Origin of the sequence: Pantoea sp. paga (assembly GCF_007558755.1) — a bacterium.
In the GTDB taxonomy this organism is placed as follows: domain Bacteria; phylum Pseudomonadota; class Gammaproteobacteria; order Enterobacterales; family Enterobacteriaceae; genus Pantoea; species Pantoea agglomerans.
Map to the genome: position 1 here is coordinate 333,041 of NZ_VLTF01000001.1, position 17,673 is coordinate 350,713.

General features: G+C 57.8%; 15 protein-coding genes. 5 read left to right on the forward strand and 10 right to left on the reverse strand.

Features of this window, described 5'->3' with window-relative positions:
• The first annotated feature begins 31 nt into the window (after nt 1-31).
• On the forward strand, nt 32-469 hold the full coding sequence (locus FOV68_RS01600) for a GNAT family N-acetyltransferase (RefSeq protein WP_031592296.1): 438 nt from the start codon (nt 32-34) through the stop codon (nt 467-469).
• Between the two features lie 33 nt (nt 470-502).
• On the opposite strand, the gene FOV68_RS01605 is transcribed toward FOV68_RS01600, so the two are convergent.
• The 4 genes from FOV68_RS01605 to FOV68_RS01620 all read right to left on the reverse strand — a co-directional run bounded on the left by FOV68_RS01605 (nt 503) and on the right by FOV68_RS01620 (nt 5,717).
• The gene (locus tag FOV68_RS01605; RefSeq protein WP_143990221.1) at nt 503-1,297 is read right to left on the reverse strand and encodes an inositol monophosphatase; all 795 of its coding nucleotides are present in this window, start codon (nt 1,295-1,297) and stop codon (nt 503-505) included.
• Between the two features lie 23 nt (nt 1,298-1,320).
• Complete coding sequence (locus FOV68_RS01610; RefSeq protein ID WP_031592294.1) at nt 1,321-2,382, reverse strand: ABC transporter ATP-binding protein; 1,062 nt, start codon at nt 2,380-2,382, stop codon at nt 1,321-1,323.
• Nucleotides 2,379-4,604, reverse strand: coding sequence for an iron ABC transporter permease (locus tag FOV68_RS01615; RefSeq protein WP_143990222.1), 2,226 nt, complete (start codon nt 4,602-4,604; stop codon nt 2,379-2,381). The genes FOV68_RS01610 and FOV68_RS01615 overlap by 4 nt, the downstream gene beginning before the upstream one ends.
• An 87-nt stretch (nt 4,605-4,691) precedes the next feature.
• A complete protein-coding gene (locus FOV68_RS01620; RefSeq protein WP_033757674.1) occupies nt 4,692-5,717 on the reverse strand; it encodes an ABC transporter substrate-binding protein in 1,026 nt (341 codons plus the stop codon).
• 222 nt (nt 5,718-5,939) lie between these two features.
• Between FOV68_RS01620 and FOV68_RS01625 the strand changes: the two genes are divergently transcribed.
• The 3 genes from FOV68_RS01625 to FOV68_RS01635 all read left to right on the forward strand — a co-directional run bounded on the left by FOV68_RS01625 (nt 5,940) and on the right by FOV68_RS01635 (nt 10,038).
• Nucleotides 5,940-6,974 carry a LacI family DNA-binding transcriptional regulator gene (locus FOV68_RS01625; protein ID WP_069026289.1) on the forward strand — a complete coding sequence of 345 codons (1,035 nt, stop codon included), beginning with the start codon at nt 5,940-5,942 and terminating at the stop codon, nt 6,972-6,974.
• Nucleotides 6,975-7,238: 264 nt separating this feature from the next.
• Entirely contained in the window at nt 7,239-8,132 is an 894-nt protein-coding gene (locus tag FOV68_RS01630; protein ID WP_010670164.1) for an SDR family oxidoreductase, read from the forward strand.
• Nucleotides 8,133-8,214: 82 nt separating this feature from the next.
• On the forward strand, nt 8,215-10,038 hold the full coding sequence (locus tag FOV68_RS01635; protein ID WP_031592363.1) for a glycoside hydrolase family 15 protein: 1,824 nt from the start codon (nt 8,215-8,217) through the stop codon (nt 10,036-10,038).
• Nucleotides 10,039-10,077: 39 nt separating this feature from the next.
• Here FOV68_RS01635 and FOV68_RS01640 read toward each other — a convergent pair whose 3' ends face one another.
• From FOV68_RS01640 to FOV68_RS01660, 5 genes are all read right to left on the reverse strand, one after another.
• Nucleotides 10,078-10,548 carry an RES family NAD+ phosphorylase gene (locus FOV68_RS01640; protein ID WP_031592364.1) on the reverse strand — a complete coding sequence of 157 codons (471 nt, stop codon included), beginning with the start codon at nt 10,546-10,548 and terminating at the stop codon, nt 10,078-10,080.
• Entirely contained in the window at nt 10,548-11,000 is a 453-nt protein-coding gene (locus FOV68_RS01645; protein ID WP_010244850.1) for an antitoxin Xre/MbcA/ParS toxin-binding domain-containing protein, read from the reverse strand. Before FOV68_RS01645 ends, FOV68_RS01640 begins: the two co-directional genes overlap by 1 nt.
• Before the next feature lie 89 nt (nt 11,001-11,089).
• On the reverse strand, nt 11,090-12,244 hold the full coding sequence (ampC, locus tag FOV68_RS01650) for a class C beta-lactamase (RefSeq protein WP_143990223.1): 1,155 nt from the start codon (nt 12,242-12,244) through the stop codon (nt 11,090-11,092).
• 31 nt (nt 12,245-12,275) lie between these two features.
• The gene (locus FOV68_RS01655) at nt 12,276-12,521 is read right to left on the reverse strand and encodes a hypothetical protein (RefSeq protein ID WP_022625634.1); all 246 of its coding nucleotides are present in this window, start codon (nt 12,519-12,521) and stop codon (nt 12,276-12,278) included.
• 67 nt (nt 12,522-12,588) lie between these two features.
• Complete coding sequence (locus FOV68_RS01660; RefSeq protein ID WP_109650398.1) at nt 12,589-13,770, reverse strand: glycosyltransferase family 4 protein; 1,182 nt, start codon at nt 13,768-13,770, stop codon at nt 12,589-12,591.
• Nucleotides 13,771-14,388: 618 nt separating this feature from the next.
• On the opposite strand from FOV68_RS01660, the gene hpxO reads away from it, so the two are divergent.
• Entirely contained in the window at nt 14,389-15,546 is a 1,158-nt protein-coding gene (gene hpxO / locus FOV68_RS01665) for an FAD-dependent urate hydroxylase HpxO (RefSeq protein WP_039388653.1), read from the forward strand.
• A 51-nt stretch (nt 15,547-15,597) separates the two neighbouring features.
• Here hpxO and dcp read toward each other — a convergent pair whose 3' ends face one another.
• Entirely contained in the window at nt 15,598-17,643 is a 2,046-nt protein-coding gene (gene dcp / locus FOV68_RS01670) for a peptidyl-dipeptidase Dcp (protein WP_143990224.1), read from the reverse strand.
• Nucleotides 17,644-17,673 lie beyond the last annotated feature (30 nt).

The window sequence follows — 17,673 nt, forward strand, 5'->3', positions numbered from 1 at the left end:
AAACCGGAACCACAATTAAAAGAGGACGAGGATGAGCACATTTACCCTTACCCATCAGGTCAACGACGACGATAGGGAAGAACTGCTGGCAGGACTGGGGGCTTACAACCGGCAATTTATCAGCCGCGATAACTGGGGACCGCTGTCGGTTTCTCACAGGGACGAACAGGGAATGTTGCGCGGGGGAGTGATCGCCGCACGCAAAGGAAACTGGCTCTGTATCGATTATCTCTGGGTGGACGAAACGCTCCGTGGCAGTGGTCTGGGGAGCGCACTGCTGGAAGCCGCAGAGCAGGAGGCGGAAAAGATGGGATGTCTCTATGCGCTGGTGGATACCTTTAGTTTTCAGGCCCTGCCGTTTTATCAGAAACAGGGTTATCAGCCGCAGATGTCCCTGCCCGATTTTCCGCAAACCGGTATGCAGCGTCACTATCTGACCAAAACGCTACGGCCTGAGGCATCACGCTGACCGCAGCGCAATCAGCGTGACAGCGTCACATAATTATAAACCGGCAATGCGCCGCAGATCCGCTTCGGCACCCGGTGCCACGGCCAGTACCTGCGCGCCTTTAGTGATGCGATCGCCTTCGGTGTTAAACGGGTGGTACCAGCCGCCCGCCTCTTTCACCAGGCAGTAACCCGCCAGGCAATCCCAGGCGTGCATATAGGGTTCGTAGTAACCCACAACCCGACCGGCGGCAACCCAGGCCAGCATCAGTGCGCCGGAACCAATACGGATAAAGTTACCGCCTGCCGTCAGCAGCGCTGCCACAATCTCGCCTACCTGCTGCGGGCTGACATAGCTGTTGGCACCAAAACCGGTAACGTGGTTTTGCAGCGTGCGTGTGGGATCGACCTGCAGACGATGACCGTTGAGCGTCGCGCCCTGCCCCAGTGCCGCCATGTAGCACTCCTGATAGGTCGGCGCGAAAATCACCCCGATGACGGGCACATCGCCGCGCAGCACCGCGACGGAAACACACCAGCTCGGCATCCCATTGAGAAACGGGCTGGTGCCATCGATCGGATCAACCACCCAGGTGTAGTCAGACTCTCCTGCCTGCAGGCCTGACTCCTCACCCAGAAAGCCATCATCGGGAAACGCATCCCGTATACGGCTGGCGATCAGCTGCTCCACTTCACGGTCGGCAATCGACACCACATCCTGCAAATCGTACTTGGTCTCCACCACCAGCGTCTCGCGACGGTTGAAGTAAGATAACGCCGTCGCACCACCTTCACGGGCAACGGCTTCCGCTAAAGCCAGACGCGCCATTATTTCATCATGCGATTCCATGCGAACTCCTTGAGTTAGTCAGATTAACGGGCAATCAGGGCAAGGCCCTGCGGCTTGAAGTTGACGCCGACTGTGGCGGCAAGCGGCAGACGTTGTTCCATCTGCGGATCGATAATGAACAGCGCGCCCAGTTCGGTGGCGACTTCATATTCGATATGGTCGCCCAGCCAGGTGCTGTGAATGATCTCCCCCTGCAGCGCCCCCTGACCGTCACCGGACAATGTAATAAACTGCGGTCGTACCGCCAGCTGAGCACTGCCGGTTTTCGCACCGGCACCTCTTACCCGGAAGCGCTGATTACCCAGGCGGACCAGCGCGTCATCCGCATCCGCCTCTTCCACTTCACAGGGCAGAATATTCGCCTCCCCCATAAAGTCCGCGATAAAGACCGAATTGGGTGAATGGTAAAGCGTCTCCGGCGCACCCTGCTGGGCAATATCCCCCTCTTTCATGACAATAATCTTATCGGATACCGCCAGCGCCTCCTCCTGGTCATGAGTCACATAAACCGCCGTAAACCCGAGCCGCTGCTGCAAATCGCGGATGTCGGTGCGCACCCGACGGCGCAGACGCTCATCAAGGTTCGACAGCGGCTCATCGAGTAGCAGCACCTGTGGTTCCAGCACCAGCGCACGGGCGACCGCAATACGCTGCTGCTGTCCGCCAGAGAGCTCCGACGGCAGCCGCTGCCCCTGACTCTCCAGACCCACCAGCCTCAGCCCCTCGCGCGCTCTGTCCTGCGCCTCGCGTTTGTTCATGCCCGAGGAGAGCAGCCCGTAGAGAATATTGTCGATGGCGTTCATATGGGGAAACAGCGCGTAGGACTGAAACACCATCGCCACGTCGCGCTCGTTGGCGGGCAGATGGGTGACATCTTTGCCGCCAATCAGAATCCGCCCCGCGGTGGGATGCTCCAGCCCGGCCAGCAGTCGCAGCGTGGTGGTCTTGCCGCAGCCGGACGGCCCGAGCAGTGTCACCAGCGTACCCGGCTCTACGGTGAGCGACAGATCCGGCACGGCAGTAAAACCGGCAAAACGCTTTGCGACATGTTCAAACACCACCGATCCGGCGTTAATGGTCGTCATACGGCTCTCTCCTGAGTCAGAGTGGATGCAGAGGGTGCGGCAATAATCACTGCCGGTTGTGTTGCACGACGCAGGCGACGTTCGCCCACCAGCAGCTGGAAGAGGCCAATGATCAGCAGCATCACCACTATCAATACCGAGGAGTAGGCAATCGCCACGCCATACTCACCGTTCTCCACCAGCCCGACAATGTACGAGGTCGCCATGTTGTACTGGGCGCTGACCAGAAAAATCACCGCACTGATAGAGGTAATGGCCCGCACAAAGGCGTAAACCAGCGCGGCGCTGATAGCCGGTTTCAGCAGCGGCAGCACCACTTTGCGCAGGGTGCGGAAACTGTTTGCGCCCAGCGTCAGTGAAGCTTCATCCAGGCTTTTATCCAGCTGGCTCATCGCCGCAATACCACCACGCACGCCGACCGGCATATTACGGAAGACAAAGCAGGCGATCAGGATCATCGCGGTACCGGTGATCTCCAGCGGCGGCAGGTTATACGCCATCACATAGCTCACACCAATCACCGTGCCGGGAATGGCAAAGCTCAGCATCAGCATGAATTCAAAGGTCTGACGACCGGCAAACTTCTGTCGCACAATCAGCCAGGCGGTCAGCAGTCCGACAATGGCCGTGAGCGGCGCGGCAATCAGGGCGATCTCCAGCGTGGTCCAGAAAGAGCTCCAGGCGACGCCGCTCCAGACCAGTTGCCCCTGATTAACGCTGACGCTAAAGGCGCGGATGTAGTGATCCAGCGTCAGGTTGTTATTCAGCCCCCAGGACTGCACAAAGCCGCCAATCATGATCATGCCGTAGATCACCAGGGTGAACAGACCCCAGGGTATCACCATGCCATAGACGCTGTAGCGCACCGGACGCGGCAGCATCACATGACGGCCGCCATCGCCTTTGCCGGTGACAGTGGCGAAGCTTTTGCCGGAGAGCCAGACGCGCTGCACCAGAAAAGCGGCCAGGGTGAAGCCCAGCAGAATCATCGCCAGCACCGCCGCGCGACTCGGGTCGTTCTGTGCGCCAACCACGGAGAAGAAGATCTCCGTCGACAGCACGCCGTGACTGCCGCCCAGCACCATCGGGTTACCGAAATCGGCCATGCTTTCGATAAAGCTGATTAAGAAGGCGTTGGCCAGCCCCGGCGCCATCAGCGGCAGCGAGATGCGGGAGAAGGTGCGCCAGCGGCTGGCGCGCAGGGTCTGTGACGCCTCCTCCAGTGACGGACTGACGCCCTCAACCACGCCAATCAGCACCAGAAAGGCGATGGGGGTAAAGGAGAGCACCTGCGCAATCCAGATGCCGGTCATGCCATAGAGCCAGCGGCCCGGCTCGATGCCGAACAGCGTCGCCAGCGATTCGGTGACCACGCCAGAGCGGCCAAACAGCAGGATCAGCGCCAGACCGATGACAAACGGCGGCGTGATAATCGGCAGAATGGTCAGCATCCGCAGCGCTTTTTTACACGGCAGCGAGGTGCGCGTCGCCGCCAGTGCAAACGCCAGTCCCAGCAGCGTAGCGCCACTGGCCGTCATCAGCGCCAGTCCCAGCGTGCGCCAGGCGGTGCCGCAGGTGCCACCGGTAAAACAGCCGAGGCTCCAGATGGCGGGATCCTGCATATTGGCAATCAGTCCGTCCGGTCTGAAGCTGCCATCAATATCCTGCACCGAGGCGACAAACAGACTCAGCACCGGATAGAGCACAAAGGTCGTGACCAGCGCCACCAGCAGTACAATCGATGCCACCACAAAGGCATCGCCTTTCAGCACGCCGCGCTCCGCCAGGGAAAAGGCGAAAATCAGCAAAAATATGGTCAGCAGCAGCAGCGCACCCGCGCCCATCGCCGGTTGTCCCTGCGCCAGCGGGCCGGCGAGGTTCTCCAGCCATAACCAGTTCCAGCCACTGAAACCGATGGCATGCCCTTCCAGCACCAGAAACAGAATGCCGCAGGAGCTGAACAGCAGCAGCAGCGTGCTGCGGGTGCGACCCGGGGGCAGAAAGACGCTGGCAGCAGAGAGCAGCCACAGCGCCACGGCGATGCCCAGCCAGCTGTGTAACGCGAGCTGCCCCAGCGCAGGCGCATTGGTCTCATCACCCCATAAGCTGAACAGCCAGTCACCCGAGAAGAAGCCCTGCTCCAGGCTATACCAGGGCAGCAGCGTCAGCGCGATGGCTCCCGCCAGCAGCGCGCCGGTTAAGCGACGATTGTGCGCATTCATAAATCACCTCGATCAGGAAGCGGACATCAGGCTTACGCCACCGCGGTCTGGCACAGACCCGGCCCAGGTGGCCGGGGTGCACCGCCGTTATTGTGCGCTGGCACCAATCTCTTTATCCCAGCGGCCCAGCAGCGCTTTGCGTTTTGCTGAGTCACCATAGGTTTTAAAGTCATAATCGATCAGCCTGATGTTCTCGAAGCGCGGTGCATATTCAGAGATCTCCGCCTTGCGGTTAGAGGGCAGCTGGAACGATTTCGCCTCTTTCATATGCGACTGAGCTTCAGCGCTGAGCGCCCAGTCATACCAGGCTTTGGCATTGGCCAGGTTTCGTGCCCCTTTGATGATCGACATCGAACCAATTTCATAGCCGGTGCCTTCACAGGGCGCGACGGGCTTAATCGGGAAGCCATCCACTTCCATCGCGACGGCATCATGCATAAAGACAATGCCGATGGTGGTTTCACCGCGCGCGGCGGCTTTGACCGGTGCCGAGCCGGACTTGGTATATTGCGAGATGTTGGCGTTGAGCTTCTTCAGGTAGTCAAAGGCTTTGTCTTCGCCCATGATCTGCACCAGAGTCGCCAGGGTGTTATAGGCCGTGCCGGAAGAGTTGGGATTGGCGATCTGAATCTCGCCTTTAAAGCCAGGGTCGAGCAAATCCGCCCAGCAGGCAGGCACTTTCTGCTTTTTCTCCGCCAGCAGTCTGGTGTTATAGCCCCAGCCCAGCGCACCGGCATAGACCCCCACGGTGCGATAACCGGAGATCTCCGCCACTTTTTGTGACCAGGGCTGTTGCTGATCAAGCAGTGGCGATTTATAGGCCTGGGTCAGCCCCTCTTCGGCGGCCTGCATATGCGGATCGCCGGTACCGGCCCACCAGATATCGGTACGGGGATTGCGTGCCTCGCTGCGGATACGGGCATAGGCTTCACCGGCAGAGAGCCGCACCATGCTGAGTTTAATATCGGGATGGGACTGGCTGAACAGCGTGGTCATCTGTTCGCACACCACCACATCGGCTGAGCAGATCATATTAAGATTGCCCGCCGCCGAGGCAGCAAACGGCACTATAGGGCAGACGATTACAGCAGCGAGCAGAGAGGAATAACGCATGATGTTCTCCTGGGCTGGATGACGCAGGCGCGCCAGCTTTTGCACATGTGTGCAAACATGTGTGCAGATTAGTACGGCGGCCATGCTGCAGTGTCAATTCAGTTGTTAAGCAATTGTCAGTCGCTGTCACAAATTTGAAACCTTTCGCCCGCCCTGTATTTTTTGCACAGCCTTGCAACTTCAGGCAAACTCAGTGCAGACAATGTCAGGCGAGGAGAGAACATGCAGCAGCTTAAGGCGGTGGTGAGTGCACAGGATGTGGCTGACCGGGCGGGCGTCTCCCGCTCAGCGGTCTCCCGCACCTTTACACCAGGGGCCAGCGTGTCAGATGCTACCCGTCAGCGGGTAATGAAAGCGGCGGAGGAACTGGGCTATCACGTCAATCATCTGGCGCGCGGCCTGGTGCGCAACCGCAGCGGCATCGTCTGCTTAATTGCCTCCGAGGTGGACACGCCCTACCGTGCCAGCCTGGTGCGCTGGATGACCCAGTATCTGCAGGAAGCAGGAAAAGTGGCGATGCTGATTAACACTGACCGATCCGATGCGCGCGTTTCCGCCGCGCTGCAGCAGGCGATTAATTTTCGCGCCGACGCTTCGATTATTCTCTCCGGCATGCCGGACAGCGGCATTACCCGGCTCTGCTACAAACATGGTCAGCATCTGGTGCTGATTAACCGCGACGAGTCCCTGCCCGGCACGCTCAGTATCAATCTCGACTCCCGCCCCGCCGCAGAAATGGCGGTTAACGCGTTTGTGCGGGCGGGATGCAGCCGCATCGCCTTTGTCAATTCACTGGCGGGAACGCCGAGTCTGCTGAAGCGCGAAGCGGATTTCCTGGCCGCCGCGCAGAAAGTGGGCGTCACGGTCCAGGTGGAGCAGTTCGGCACCACCTCTTACGAAAGCGGCCAGATTCTGGCCCAGCGTCTGCTGACGCGTAAAGTTCGCCCTGACGCGGTTTACTGTGCCACCGACCTGCTCGCCTGCGGCTTTATGGATGAGGCGCGTCACCGCTTTGCGCTGCGTATTCCGGACGATCTCTGCATCATCGGACACGATAATATCGCGCAGTCGGGCTGGGCCTCTTACAACCTCACGACCTTTGCGCAGCCGGTGGAACAGTTCGCCCGCGACGCCATTGCCTGGCTGGTGGAGACGGAAGCGCAACCGGAGACACTGATGCCCAAAAATGAACAGCAGCAGGAGCGCAGAATATATCCGGTAGATGTGGTCTGGCGCGGTTCGGTACGCGGCGGTTAACCACCCTGCTTTATTTTCTGCCGCTATGTGATTACGCCCTGAAATAATCCACAACCGTTCTTACGCTTCGCTTTAAATATCTCACCCCTGCACTGAAAAATAATCGGACGCTACTGCACAGTGTGCCGATTTTCTGTCTACGCTTTATCTGCATTATTAAGTTCTTCTGGTTTTAACTGCTCAATGAATCAGCAGTCAGATGTGACAAATATCACATTTGTGCCAGGCTTAATGTCTCAGATAACTCTGTTCAAGGAGCATACAATGGCTACACCAACTAACAAGACGCTCGATCTGGATCAATTTCCTAAACCTCCTTTTGAGGACCAGCCACAACAGGCGCCAGGCCTGGCCAGCAAAATGATCCCGGTTCCCGATCACGGTGAAACCAGCTATCGCGGTACGGGCCGACTGACCGGCCGCAAGGCGCTGATCACCGGCGGCGACTCCGGTATTGGCCGCGCGGTGGCTATCGCTTATGCCCGTGAAGGCGCAGATGTGGTGATTAACTACCTGCCGGAAGAACAGCCCGACGCCGATGAAGTGATTAAATTAATCGAAGCGGAAGGCCGTAAAGTTTTTGCTATTCCGGGCGACATTCGTTCTGAAGAATTCTGTCAGCAACTGGTTAAAGAGGCAGCCGATAAATTAGGTGGCCTGGATATTCTGGTTAATAACGCCGGTCGTCAGCAATTTAATGAGTCCATCCGAACCCTGAGTACGGAAGATTTTGACGCGACGTTTAAAACCAACGTTTATGCGATGTTCTGGATCACCAAAGCGGCGCTGGAATATCTGCCACGTGGTGCGTCTATTATTAATACCTCGTCCGTACAGGCGTTTAAACCCAGCGATATTCTGCTCGACTATGCGCAGACCAAAGCGGCCATCGTCGCCTTTACCAAGTCCCTGGCGAAGCAGCTGGGTGGCGACGGCATCCGGGTTAACGCCGTCGCGCCAGGGCCATACTGGACCGTGCTGCAGTCCAGCGGCGGACAGCCGATGGAGAAAGTGAAGCAGTTTGGCGCCGACTCACCGATGGGTCGTCCGGGCCAGCCGGTTGAGATCGCCCCGCTCTACGTTACCCTGGCCTCAACCGAGAGCAGTTACTCCTCCGGGCAGGTCTGGTGTTCTGATGGCGGCACCGGCACGCTGTAATCTCACTCAGGTGGCCGCATAACGCGGCCATTTTTTTGCCCCGCTTAAGAACCCTCGCCACCGTGATATAAGGAAGCAGATTATGGAAAACCCGATCTTTCATTCGCCGGTCAGAAAAGAGGGCTTTGCGGGCCTGGGTGATTATGCCGCCATTGGTGAAGGCCGTTCAGTCGCGCTGATTGCGCCGGACGGTTCAATTGACTGGTGGTGCGCGCCCAATCTCGACGCAAAGCCCCTGTTTGATCGCCTGCTTGATGCAGGACTCGGTGGCTACTTCCAGATTGTCCCGCGTGCGCCTTATCAGGTCTCACGCCGCTACCGCGATAACAGCAACGTGCTGGAGACCCGCTTCGAAACCCGCGACGGCACCGTGCTGCTGACCGAATCGATTAACAGCACGCTGGCGGGCCGTCTGCCCTGGTGCGAACTGGCTCGCCGCATAGAGGGCGTCAGCGGTGAAGTGGAATTAGCGATCACCCTGCGCTTCGGCACCGCCGCCGAAACCCGTTCACCGTGGGTGGCCGATAATGAGAAAGGCAAGGTGTTTCACATCGCGGAGATCATGGCGATGTTGCGCACCAGTGAAGATATTCAGATCACAGAGCTGGATGACGAGCAGGTCTGCGCCACGCTGCGCACCGCTGCCGGTTCCCGCTCGCTCTGCGCGCTGCTGATTACCGAGAAAGAGCCGCTGGCGGTGCCGCCGCTGGAGGCTATCGATCAGCGGATTGAAACCAGCCACACCGGCTGGACCAGCTGGGTGGAGAGCCTGAGTTATGAGGGCAGCTACCCGGCGCTGGTGAAGCGCTCTGCCCTGTCGCTGAAGTTTCTCTGGTACTCCCCGACCGGCGCGCTGGCTGCTGCTGCCACCACCTCGCTGCCGGAGGGGATCGGCGGCGAGAAAAATTATGACTACCGCTACGCCTGGGTGCGCGACGCCTGCCTGATCATTAAAGCCTTCGTCTATCTCGGAGCGCTGGAAGATTGTAAGGCGGCCTTTTCCTGGCTGTCGCAGACCATCATGCGCCACGGCGTCAGGCTGCGCGCCTGCTATGCCCTGAATGGTGATGAGGTCCCCGCCGAGCGTTATCCGCCGCTGAGCGGCTATCAGAACTCTCAGCCGGTGCGGGTCGGCAATAATGCCCGTGACCAGCTGCAGCTCAGTATGTATGGCGACATGCTGGTCACCGCGCAGCATTTTATCGAGGCGGGACACGTGCTGGATATCACCACCTCGCGCATGCTGGGCGAGCTGGCGAACTGCTGCGCCGATCACTGGCGGCAGAAGGATTGTGGCATCTGGGAACTGCCGGAGCTGCAACACTACACCCACTCCAAAATGGCCTGCTGGATGGCGCTGGATCGGGCGGTGGCGCTGGCAGAAAGCCAGCATATCGAACCGACCTGGCTGGGGCGCTGGCAGCGGGAACGTGACCGTATCCGCGACTGGATTGAGTCGCACTGCTGGTCAGAGCAACAGCAGGCTTATCTCTTTTACGCCGGCAGTGACGATCGCCTCGACGCATCGCTGGCGCTGGTTCATGGCTACGGCAATGCGGTCAACCCGCAGCGGATGCTGTCGACCTACCGTGCGATCCGGCAAAAACTGGGTGACGGCAGTGCCATGCTCTATCGCTACAGCGGGGTCAGAGAAGAAGAGAGTACCTTTCTCGCCTGCGCCTTCTGGCTGGTGGAAGCCTGGGCAGAGATGGGTGAGACGGATGAGGCAGAACAGGCGATGCAGGAGATCCTGGCTACGCTGAACGGCCACGGTAACGTCGATATCTTCAATGAGATGTATGACGTCCGCAGCCAGAGCTGGCGCGGCAATATGCCGCAGGGGCTGAGTCATCTGGCGCTGATCTGTGCAGCGCAGGCGCTATCGGAATCGCAGGCACCAGCGTGATGTGAGATGTTGCGGTAAGAAAAGTGGCGAATTCGCGTCCTACTGCAGCCGGAAACGCGGATCGAAGAAAAATGGCTCCACCACCACCTTACTGATGATGCCAGCCGCTGCCGGATGACGGGGATTGAACAGTGCATTCCACTCACCGGTCAGCGTGCTGGGTACCTTCAGCACCAGGCCGTTATCCGGGCTGGCAAGCCAGTCGTCACCAATCTGCCGCGTGGACGATGGTGCAGGATCGGCCTGCCAGTCATCGGGGAGTGCCTCCAGCGAGAGCTCGGTAATCAGCGATTCAGGTACGCTAATCGACAGCATTGAATAGTCGTGTGACAGATCCTGAATGGTGAGATGAACCAGCGCCTCAAGTACACAGAGCGCCCGGCTTGATCCCATATAGACACAGACCGTTCCCACGGAATTCCAGCGCCCCCCGTAAGTACGGGCACCAAAACCATCAAAGGCGCTCATCGCATACTCACTCTTCACCAGGCGAAAGAAACGTACCGCCATCAGGTAATCACGCCATGCTCAAGCTGGCCAATCAGGTTAATTACCGCTTCTGCCCCCGCCACCGTGGTGGTCATCTCCGCCGGTTTCTTACCGCCCAGCGCTTTGGCGGGCGTTTCCAGCCACTGCACCAGACGCTGCCTGTCGTCGCGAAACAGTTTGCTGGCGGCAGAGAGGACGCGGATCAGCATGTAGATTCGTCCGCTCTGATCGGGCGAAAAAGTCTGCTGCGGATCTTTGACTTTGCGGTTGTAGGTGGTGCGATCAATGCCCGCCAGACGGCACAGCCAGCCCTCGTCAAAGGTGGACAGCGACGCCGTGCGTTTCAGCACGCCGCTGCTGAACCCGACCGCAATACGCTGGTGCGCATCCGGCAGTGTTTCCGGCAGATTAAGGGCATGCAGCAGCGAATTGTCGCGACGATGCTGAGCGGGTGTGTAGATGGCGATAGACATAGCAGCCTCCTGTTCATTTGATTTTTATTTTAGCGCAAATGAACAGGCGGTGCCAGCTTTACCCCGTCGCTGAGCAAGCGTGATGCCTGTTACTCAGACCTCTCCTGCTGTAACGCCTGCAGAATCTGCCACGCCGCCTTTATACGCAGCGGATTAGGGTAATTCTTGTTGGCGAGTATCACGACGCCGCTGTTCCTCTCAGGAATAAAGGCGATATAGGCACCAAATCCATTGGTTGCACCGGTTTTATGCACCCAGCTGGCGCTCTGCGACGGCCCGACCGGATTGAGCAGCGTCGCCGGGCGGGGTTGCAGCGCAACACCATTATCGCTGTCGCCCATCAGCGTATCGGCAGTAACCGGCCAGTCGTAGATCTCCCAGCCCAGTCCCTGAAACAGAGTGCCGACTTTGAAGTAGCGCGCCTGCGCGGTGCGAATGGCATTACGCAGCACGGCATTCCCCGAAGAGAGGCGGTTAGGATCCACATTCGCCTGCATAAAGGTGAGCATGTCACGCGCGGTGGATTTAACGCCGTAGGCTTCTGCATCCAGCATGCCGGGTGAAACCCGTACCGGCTGGCCATTTTTATAGCCCCAGGCGTAGTCCAGCATCATTGAGGGCGGCACGGTGATATAGGTGCGCGTCAGACGCAGTGGCTGAAACACATTTCGCTCCATCGCCTGCTCATAATCACCCTTCACCATCAGCGAACCAAACAGACCGATGCTGGCGTTAGAGTACTGCCGGAGCGTGCCGGGCGCTGCTTCTGGCTGCCATTCCTGATAGAAACGCAGCAGCGAAGCCTGATCGGTGACGTCATCCGGCAACTGTAAAGGCAGGCCGCCCGCGGTATAGGTAGCCAGATGCAGCATCCGCACCGGGCGCCACTGCTCACCGGTCAGCTGCGGCCAGTACTTCTGCACCGGATCGTTAAGGCGTATTTCGCCGTTGCGGATCATGACGCCGGCCAGGGTACCGGTAAAGGTTTTGCTCACTGAACCCAGCTCAAACAGCGTGTTTTCCGTGACCCGGCGGCGTGATTCGAGATCTGCCACGCCGAAGTTCACAAACTGCGCCCGGCCTTTGTAAAGCACCGCCACCGACATGCCGGGGATCTCCTGCTGCTCCATCAGCGGTTCGATCGCGGCTTTAACCAGAGAAGTAACCTGCTGTGAAGAGAGATCGGCGGCGACACAGCTGGCAGAAAGTGAGAACAACGCGAGATAAAACAAAGACTTTTTCATTGGCAACTAAGGGATTCTTCACTGAATTAAATTATTTACACTGGTCGGCACAGGCCTGCACGCACATCTGAGCCTGAGAACTGCAGCCTCCGTTGTCCCGGGTGTTGCAGTGCGATTGTTCTGTGTAGCAGTTGGTCTGACAGGCGGAGACATCGCAGCGGGCAGCGACGGGCGTCAGCTGTGCCAGGGGCGCGCGGGCCGGAAAAAGCGGTGCGGGCTGAGCGAAGGCGCTGCTGCCCAGTAATCCGGACAGCAGCAGGCTGATGATCATTTTCATAAGAGTTCTCCAGAGGGACGCTGCACTAAGTATGGCCAGTCTGGCGCGCCCCGTCAGAGAAATCTAATCAAATTGAGACCACAGGGGGATGTTGAGTGACATTAATCACGCCACGGCTGTAGATATCGTTGAGCCGGGCAATGTAACGCTGGGTGTCATGCTGATCTTTGATGCGCAGAATCGCCGCCTCACCTTTCTCCTGCAGCATCTCAGGACGTTCGATAATAGCGAGCAGTATCGATTTCAGCCCCTCCACCAGCGACTGGCGTAGCTGCGTTTTCTGCTCTGGCGAGGTTATACTGTATTCACGGTCAGCGTTAAGCGGACTCGCAATCACCCAGCCTGCGCTGGCAGGATTAATCTCTGGCAACGCGCGCACGTTGCTGGTGATCACCGGACAGCCGTTAGCCTGCATCTCCAGTACCGAGAAACCGTACGTCTCCTGCCAGGTTGGTAGCAGTCCGGCATCGCTCTGGCGGAACAGCTGCATCAGGGCGCCGTTATCCATCTGTGAATGATGCGTGAAGCAGCGATAGCGTTTAATGCGATTCTCAATGCCACTACAGAACGTCTCATCATCCTGGAACTGCCGGTGCGCCACGTTACGACGCTTGGCGAGATCGCCAATCAGCTGCACATCCAGCTGCGACTCTTCCAGTTTACGCTCTTCAATCAGCTCACTGATCGCCAGCACGACTTCAGCCCCGCCTTTGCGGTAAAACTCGTTACCGGCAAAAGTCAGTTTCAGAATACCGGGCTGACGCGGCGCTTTCTGCTGGATAAACAGCTTCTGCGGCGGATGCAGCACCAGGGTTTTACGGCGGATTTGCTGGGCAATATCCGGCCTGAACAGTTTCATCTGAATGTTCAGGGTGGCATCTGAGATGGCAATCAGCCCCAGGCAGTTATCTTTTAACAGATAAGGAATGAGGCGTTTCAGCTCGGGGTTATCCTGCTTGGCGACGCCCGCCACCGGCAACACACGCGGCAGCTCCGTTTCAAACGACGCGACCCACTTCTGAGGGGTTATCGCAACTTCATTGAACAGATGCAGGATGTCAGCCCGCGATGCCCCTGAAAAAGGCACAGGCTGAAAGACAAAGGTTTTATTTTTTTTGAGCAATCGGGTTCGTAGCGGATTAATAAAGTAGAACAGATTGCTCTTTTTCAGATTGATATATTCGTTATCCGGATTAACTAAGATATTACGCTGCTCCGGATACTGGTTATTCGTGATTCCAATTTTCATGTTCGCCTTCCAGAGTCCTTGTGTCCGGAGTGATCTATATCACGTGATCGTGACTGTCGGGTCTGAGCAATATCCTAAAAGCCCGTAATGACGCGGTCTTAACGCTTTTGCTAATGATTGCGCACGGTGCTAAAACAGTCATAGTTGTGTCTGGTTATGAATTTTCATTTTCTATTAACAGGTGTGTTTAACTGTGTCAGGCTAACCCCTTATTGAATATAACGATTATTTTCCGGGAAATATTTGCGCCATTTGTTATGTAAATGTTTAATTAATTGTCAGGAATATTAACCAGGCGGCTGAGGGCTTTAGTTAATAACTTTTAAAGTAATAATAATGACCATGCTGAAAAGTGCCCGGCGCGTTCCACTGGCTGATGATTATCACGGACACAGACGGGCGATAATGAAACAAATGATGCAGCACGGTTATAGCCGCACCCTTTTTGCACGCCCGTTTGCCACAATTCAGTGCATCAGCTTAAGAGGCAGACGGGTGCCAGATGCCCCATCTACGAATTAAACATATGATTTATATTATTATTTAAATCATAAACCCTACAGCCACCTCTCTGGTACAAAAGTTGCAGGAACTGACGTATGCAGACAGGAGAGCAATATGAAAGCAATCGTGATTGGTGGCGGTATTGGCGGCATGAGTAGTGCCATTGCGCTGGAGAAATCCGGAATTGACGTTGAGGTCTTTGAAGCCGTAAAGGAGATGAAGCCCGTCGGCGCGGCGATTTCCATCTGGCCCAACGGTGTTAAATGCCTGAATGCGCTGGGCATGAAAACCGCGCTGCGTGAGCTGGGCGGGAACATGGCCTATATGGCCTATCACGATGGCAACACCGGCGCGCCCCTGACCCGCTTCAGTATGGCGCCGCTGGTGCAGCAGGTTGGCGAATATCCCTGTCCGGTGGCGCGGGCTGAACTGCAGGCGATGCTGATTGATACCTTCGGGCGTGAACGGGTGCAGTTTGGTAAGCGGGTGATCCAGGTCGAGCAGACCGGCAGTGGCGTGATTGCCACCTTTTCCGACAACACTCAGGCCACCGGCGATTTCCTGATTGCCGCCGATGGCACCCATTCGGTGATCCGCGAGTATGTGCTGGAGCAGAAGCTGGAACGACGTTACGCCGGTTACGTTAACTGGAATGGCCTGGTCACTATAGATGAGAGGATTGCGCCCGCCGATCAGTGGACCACCTTTGTCGGTGACGGCAAGCGGGTGTCGCTGATGCCGGTCAGCGGCAATCGATTCTACTTTTTCTTTGATGTGCCGCTGCAGAAGGGACTGCCGCAGGATCGCAGCACGGTGAAAGCGGACTTAACCGGCTATTTCCAGGGCTGGGCGGAGCCGGTACAGCAGCTTATCGCGGCAATCAATCCTGACACCACCAATCGGGTTGAGATCCACGACATCGAACCTTTCAGCCGCTTTGTTAAAGGGCGCGTGGCCCTGCTGGGCGATGCTGCTCATAGCACCACGCCCGATATCGGCCAGGGCGGCTGCGCGGCGATGGAAGATGCCGTGGTACTGGCCTCGACGCTGGCTTCTCATTCACTGGGTATTGAAGATGCACTGTTGCGCTATCAGGCGCGACGCGTTGAACGGGTAAAAGATCTGGTGCTGAAAGCGCGCAAACGCTGTGACGTCACCCATGCGCGCGATCCGGCGATCACGGCAGAATGGTATGACTCTCTGAAAAGCGAAACCGGTGAACGGGTGCTGGCCGGAATGTGCGAAACTATTGAAGGTGGCCCGCTGGGTTAACACGAATAAAGCCGGGCTGTCAGCGCGACCAGCGCGTGACAGCCCGTTGTGCTATGACTCCGCCAGACCGCGATTTTTCAGCATGGGCTCAAGCTGCGGAGGCCCGCCCCGCCAGCTTTCATACAGTGTTTTGAGATCGCTGCTGTTCCCCCGCGACAGAATTTTCTGTCGGAAGAGGTCGCCATTCTCACGCGTCAGTCCGCCCTGTTCCGCAAACCACTGGTAGCCATCGTCGGCGAGCATCTGCGTCCAGATATAGGCGTAATAACCTGCTGCATAGCCACCGCCCCAGATGTGCTGGAAATAGCTGGAACGATAGCGCGGCGGCACCGCCGTCAGCGCCAGATTATCGCTCTGTAACGCCTGCTGCTCGAATCCCTCCACGCTTTGCGGCGCGGAATCACGGTTAAGGCTGTGCCAGTGCAGATCCAGCAGCGCGGCAGCCAGCAGCTCGCTCATCTCATAGCCTTTGTTGAACGTGGCGGCCCGGACGATCTTTTCATGCAGCTCAGCGGGCATCAGCGCCTGAGTCTGATAGTGGCGGGCGTAGTTGCGGAACACCGCTGGCTCACTGGCCCAGTGCTCGTTGATCTGCGAAGGAAACTCAACGAAATCGCGCGGGGTTTCCGTTCCCGACAGGCTCGGATAGCGCTGGCTGGCAAACAGACCGTGCAGCGTGTGACCGAACTCGTGAAACATCGTGATAACGTCGTCCCAGCTCAGCAGCGCCGGTTCACCGGCTGGCGGTTTGGTGTAGTTACAGACGTTGTAGATCACCGGTTTGCTGTCGAGCAGCGTGGACTGGTTGACGAAGTTGCTCATCCAGGCACCGCCGCCTTTGCTGTCGCGCTTAAAGAAGTCGGTGTAAAACAGCGCCAGAGCGGTCTCATCAGCGTCAAAAATCTCATAGACCTGGACGTCGGGATGGTAAACCGGCAGATCCTGTCGCGGCGTGAAACGGATGCCATAAAGCTGCGTCGCTGCCCAGAACACGCCATTCTGCAGCACCGAGTTCAGTTCAAAATAGGGCTTAATCTGGCTCTCATCCAGATCGTAACGGGCACGCCGCACCTGTTCGGCATAAAAACGCCAGTCCCAGGCCTGCAGGGTAAAGTCGCCCTGCTGCTGGTCAATGGTCTGCTGAATAGCCGCCGCTTCACGCTCCGCGCGACCGCGTGCGGCAGGCACGATGTTATGCATAAACGCCAGCGCCGCCTTAGGCGTTTTGGCCATCTGATCCTGTAACTTCCACTCGGCATAGCTGGCAAATCCCAGCAGCCGCGCCTGCTCGGCCCTGACCTGCGCCAGACGTAATACCAGCTCGCGGGTGTCGTTCTCATCGCCTTTTTCAGTGCGCGTGACGCCCGCCTTAAACAGCGCCTCACGGGTTGCGCGATCGGCCAGGCTCTGAAGTGCGGGTTGCTGGGTGGTGTTTTGCAGCACGAGCAGCCAGCGCTTTTCCAGTCCGCGTGCCTGCGCTTCCGCCTGCGCCACCGCCAGATCGGCTGGTGAGAGTCCCGCCAGCTTCTGCAGATCATCGACGACCAGCCCGCCCGCTTTAGTGGCGGCCAGCAATTTATTGGTGAAGCGGGTACCGAGGCGGGCCGCTTCCTGATTCAGTGTCTTAAGCTGCTGTTTCTGCGCTTCCGGCAGATTGGCCCCCGCCAGCTGAAAGCGCTGCCAGATCACCTCGACCAGCCGTTTTGATTCGGCATCCAGTTTAGCGCGCTGCAGATAGACCGCATCGAGCCGCGAAAACAGCGGGCGGTTAAGCATGATGTCATCATTGAGCGCGGTGAGCTGAGGCGCAATCTCCTCATCCACCTGCTGCAGATATGGGCTGGTATGCGCCGAGGTCATGGCACTGAACACCAGATTCACCCGGTTGAGCAGCTGTCCGCTCCTCTCCAGCGCCTCATAAGTGTTGAAAAAGCTGGGCGCGTCGCTGTTCAGTGCGATCGCCTCGATCTCCTGACGCTTCTCCTCAATGCCCGCCTGCAGTGCGGGCAGGAAATCCTGCTCCTCAATCTGATCAAAAGGAGGTGTCTGGTAAGGCAGTGTGCTGACGCTAAAGAAGGGATTCTGACGGGCGTTCATGGTTCGCTCCTGGTGGGCATCGCAAAGTCT

Coding starts and splice junctions, on each gene's coding strand:
- FOV68_RS01640 (WP_031592364.1), bottom strand. CDS start 10,548: ATGGCGGTACGTTTCTTTCGCCTGGTGAAGAGTGAGTATGCGATGAGC.
- FOV68_RS01620 (WP_033757674.1), bottom strand. CDS start 5,717: ATGCGTTATTCCTCTCTGCTCGCTGCTGTAATCGTCTGCCCTATAGTG.
- FOV68_RS01600 (WP_031592296.1), top strand. CDS start 32: ATGAGCACATTTACCCTTACCCATCAGGTCAACGACGACGATAGGGAA.
- FOV68_RS01625 (WP_069026289.1), top strand. CDS start 5,940: ATGCAGCAGCTTAAGGCGGTGGTGAGTGCACAGGATGTGGCTGACCGG.
- FOV68_RS01630 (WP_010670164.1), top strand. CDS start 7,239: ATGGCTACACCAACTAACAAGACGCTCGATCTGGATCAATTTCCTAAA.
- FOV68_RS01615 (WP_143990222.1), bottom strand. CDS start 4,604: ATGAATGCGCACAATCGTCGCTTAACCGGCGCGCTGCTGGCGGGAGCC.
- hpxO (WP_039388653.1), top strand. CDS start 14,389: ATGAAAGCAATCGTGATTGGTGGCGGTATTGGCGGCATGAGTAGTGCC.
- FOV68_RS01660 (WP_109650398.1), bottom strand. CDS start 13,770: ATGAAAATTGGAATCACGAATAACCAGTATCCGGAGCAGCGTAATATC.
- FOV68_RS01635 (WP_031592363.1), top strand. CDS start 8,215: ATGGAAAACCCGATCTTTCATTCGCCGGTCAGAAAAGAGGGCTTTGCG.
- FOV68_RS01610 (WP_031592294.1), bottom strand. CDS start 2,382: ATGACGACCATTAACGCCGGATCGGTGGTGTTTGAACATGTCGCAAAG.
- FOV68_RS01605 (WP_143990221.1), bottom strand. CDS start 1,297: ATGGAATCGCATGATGAAATAATGGCGCGTCTGGCTTTAGCGGAAGCC.
- ampC (WP_143990223.1), bottom strand. CDS start 12,244: ATGAAAAAGTCTTTGTTTTATCTCGCGTTGTTCTCACTTTCTGCCAGC.
- dcp (WP_143990224.1), bottom strand. CDS start 17,643: ATGAACGCCCGTCAGAATCCCTTCTTTAGCGTCAGCACACTGCCTTAC.
- FOV68_RS01655 (WP_022625634.1), bottom strand. CDS start 12,521: ATGAAAATGATCATCAGCCTGCTGCTGTCCGGATTACTGGGCAGCAGC.
- FOV68_RS01645 (WP_010244850.1), bottom strand. CDS start 11,000: ATGTCTATCGCCATCTACACACCCGCTCAGCATCGTCGCGACAATTCG.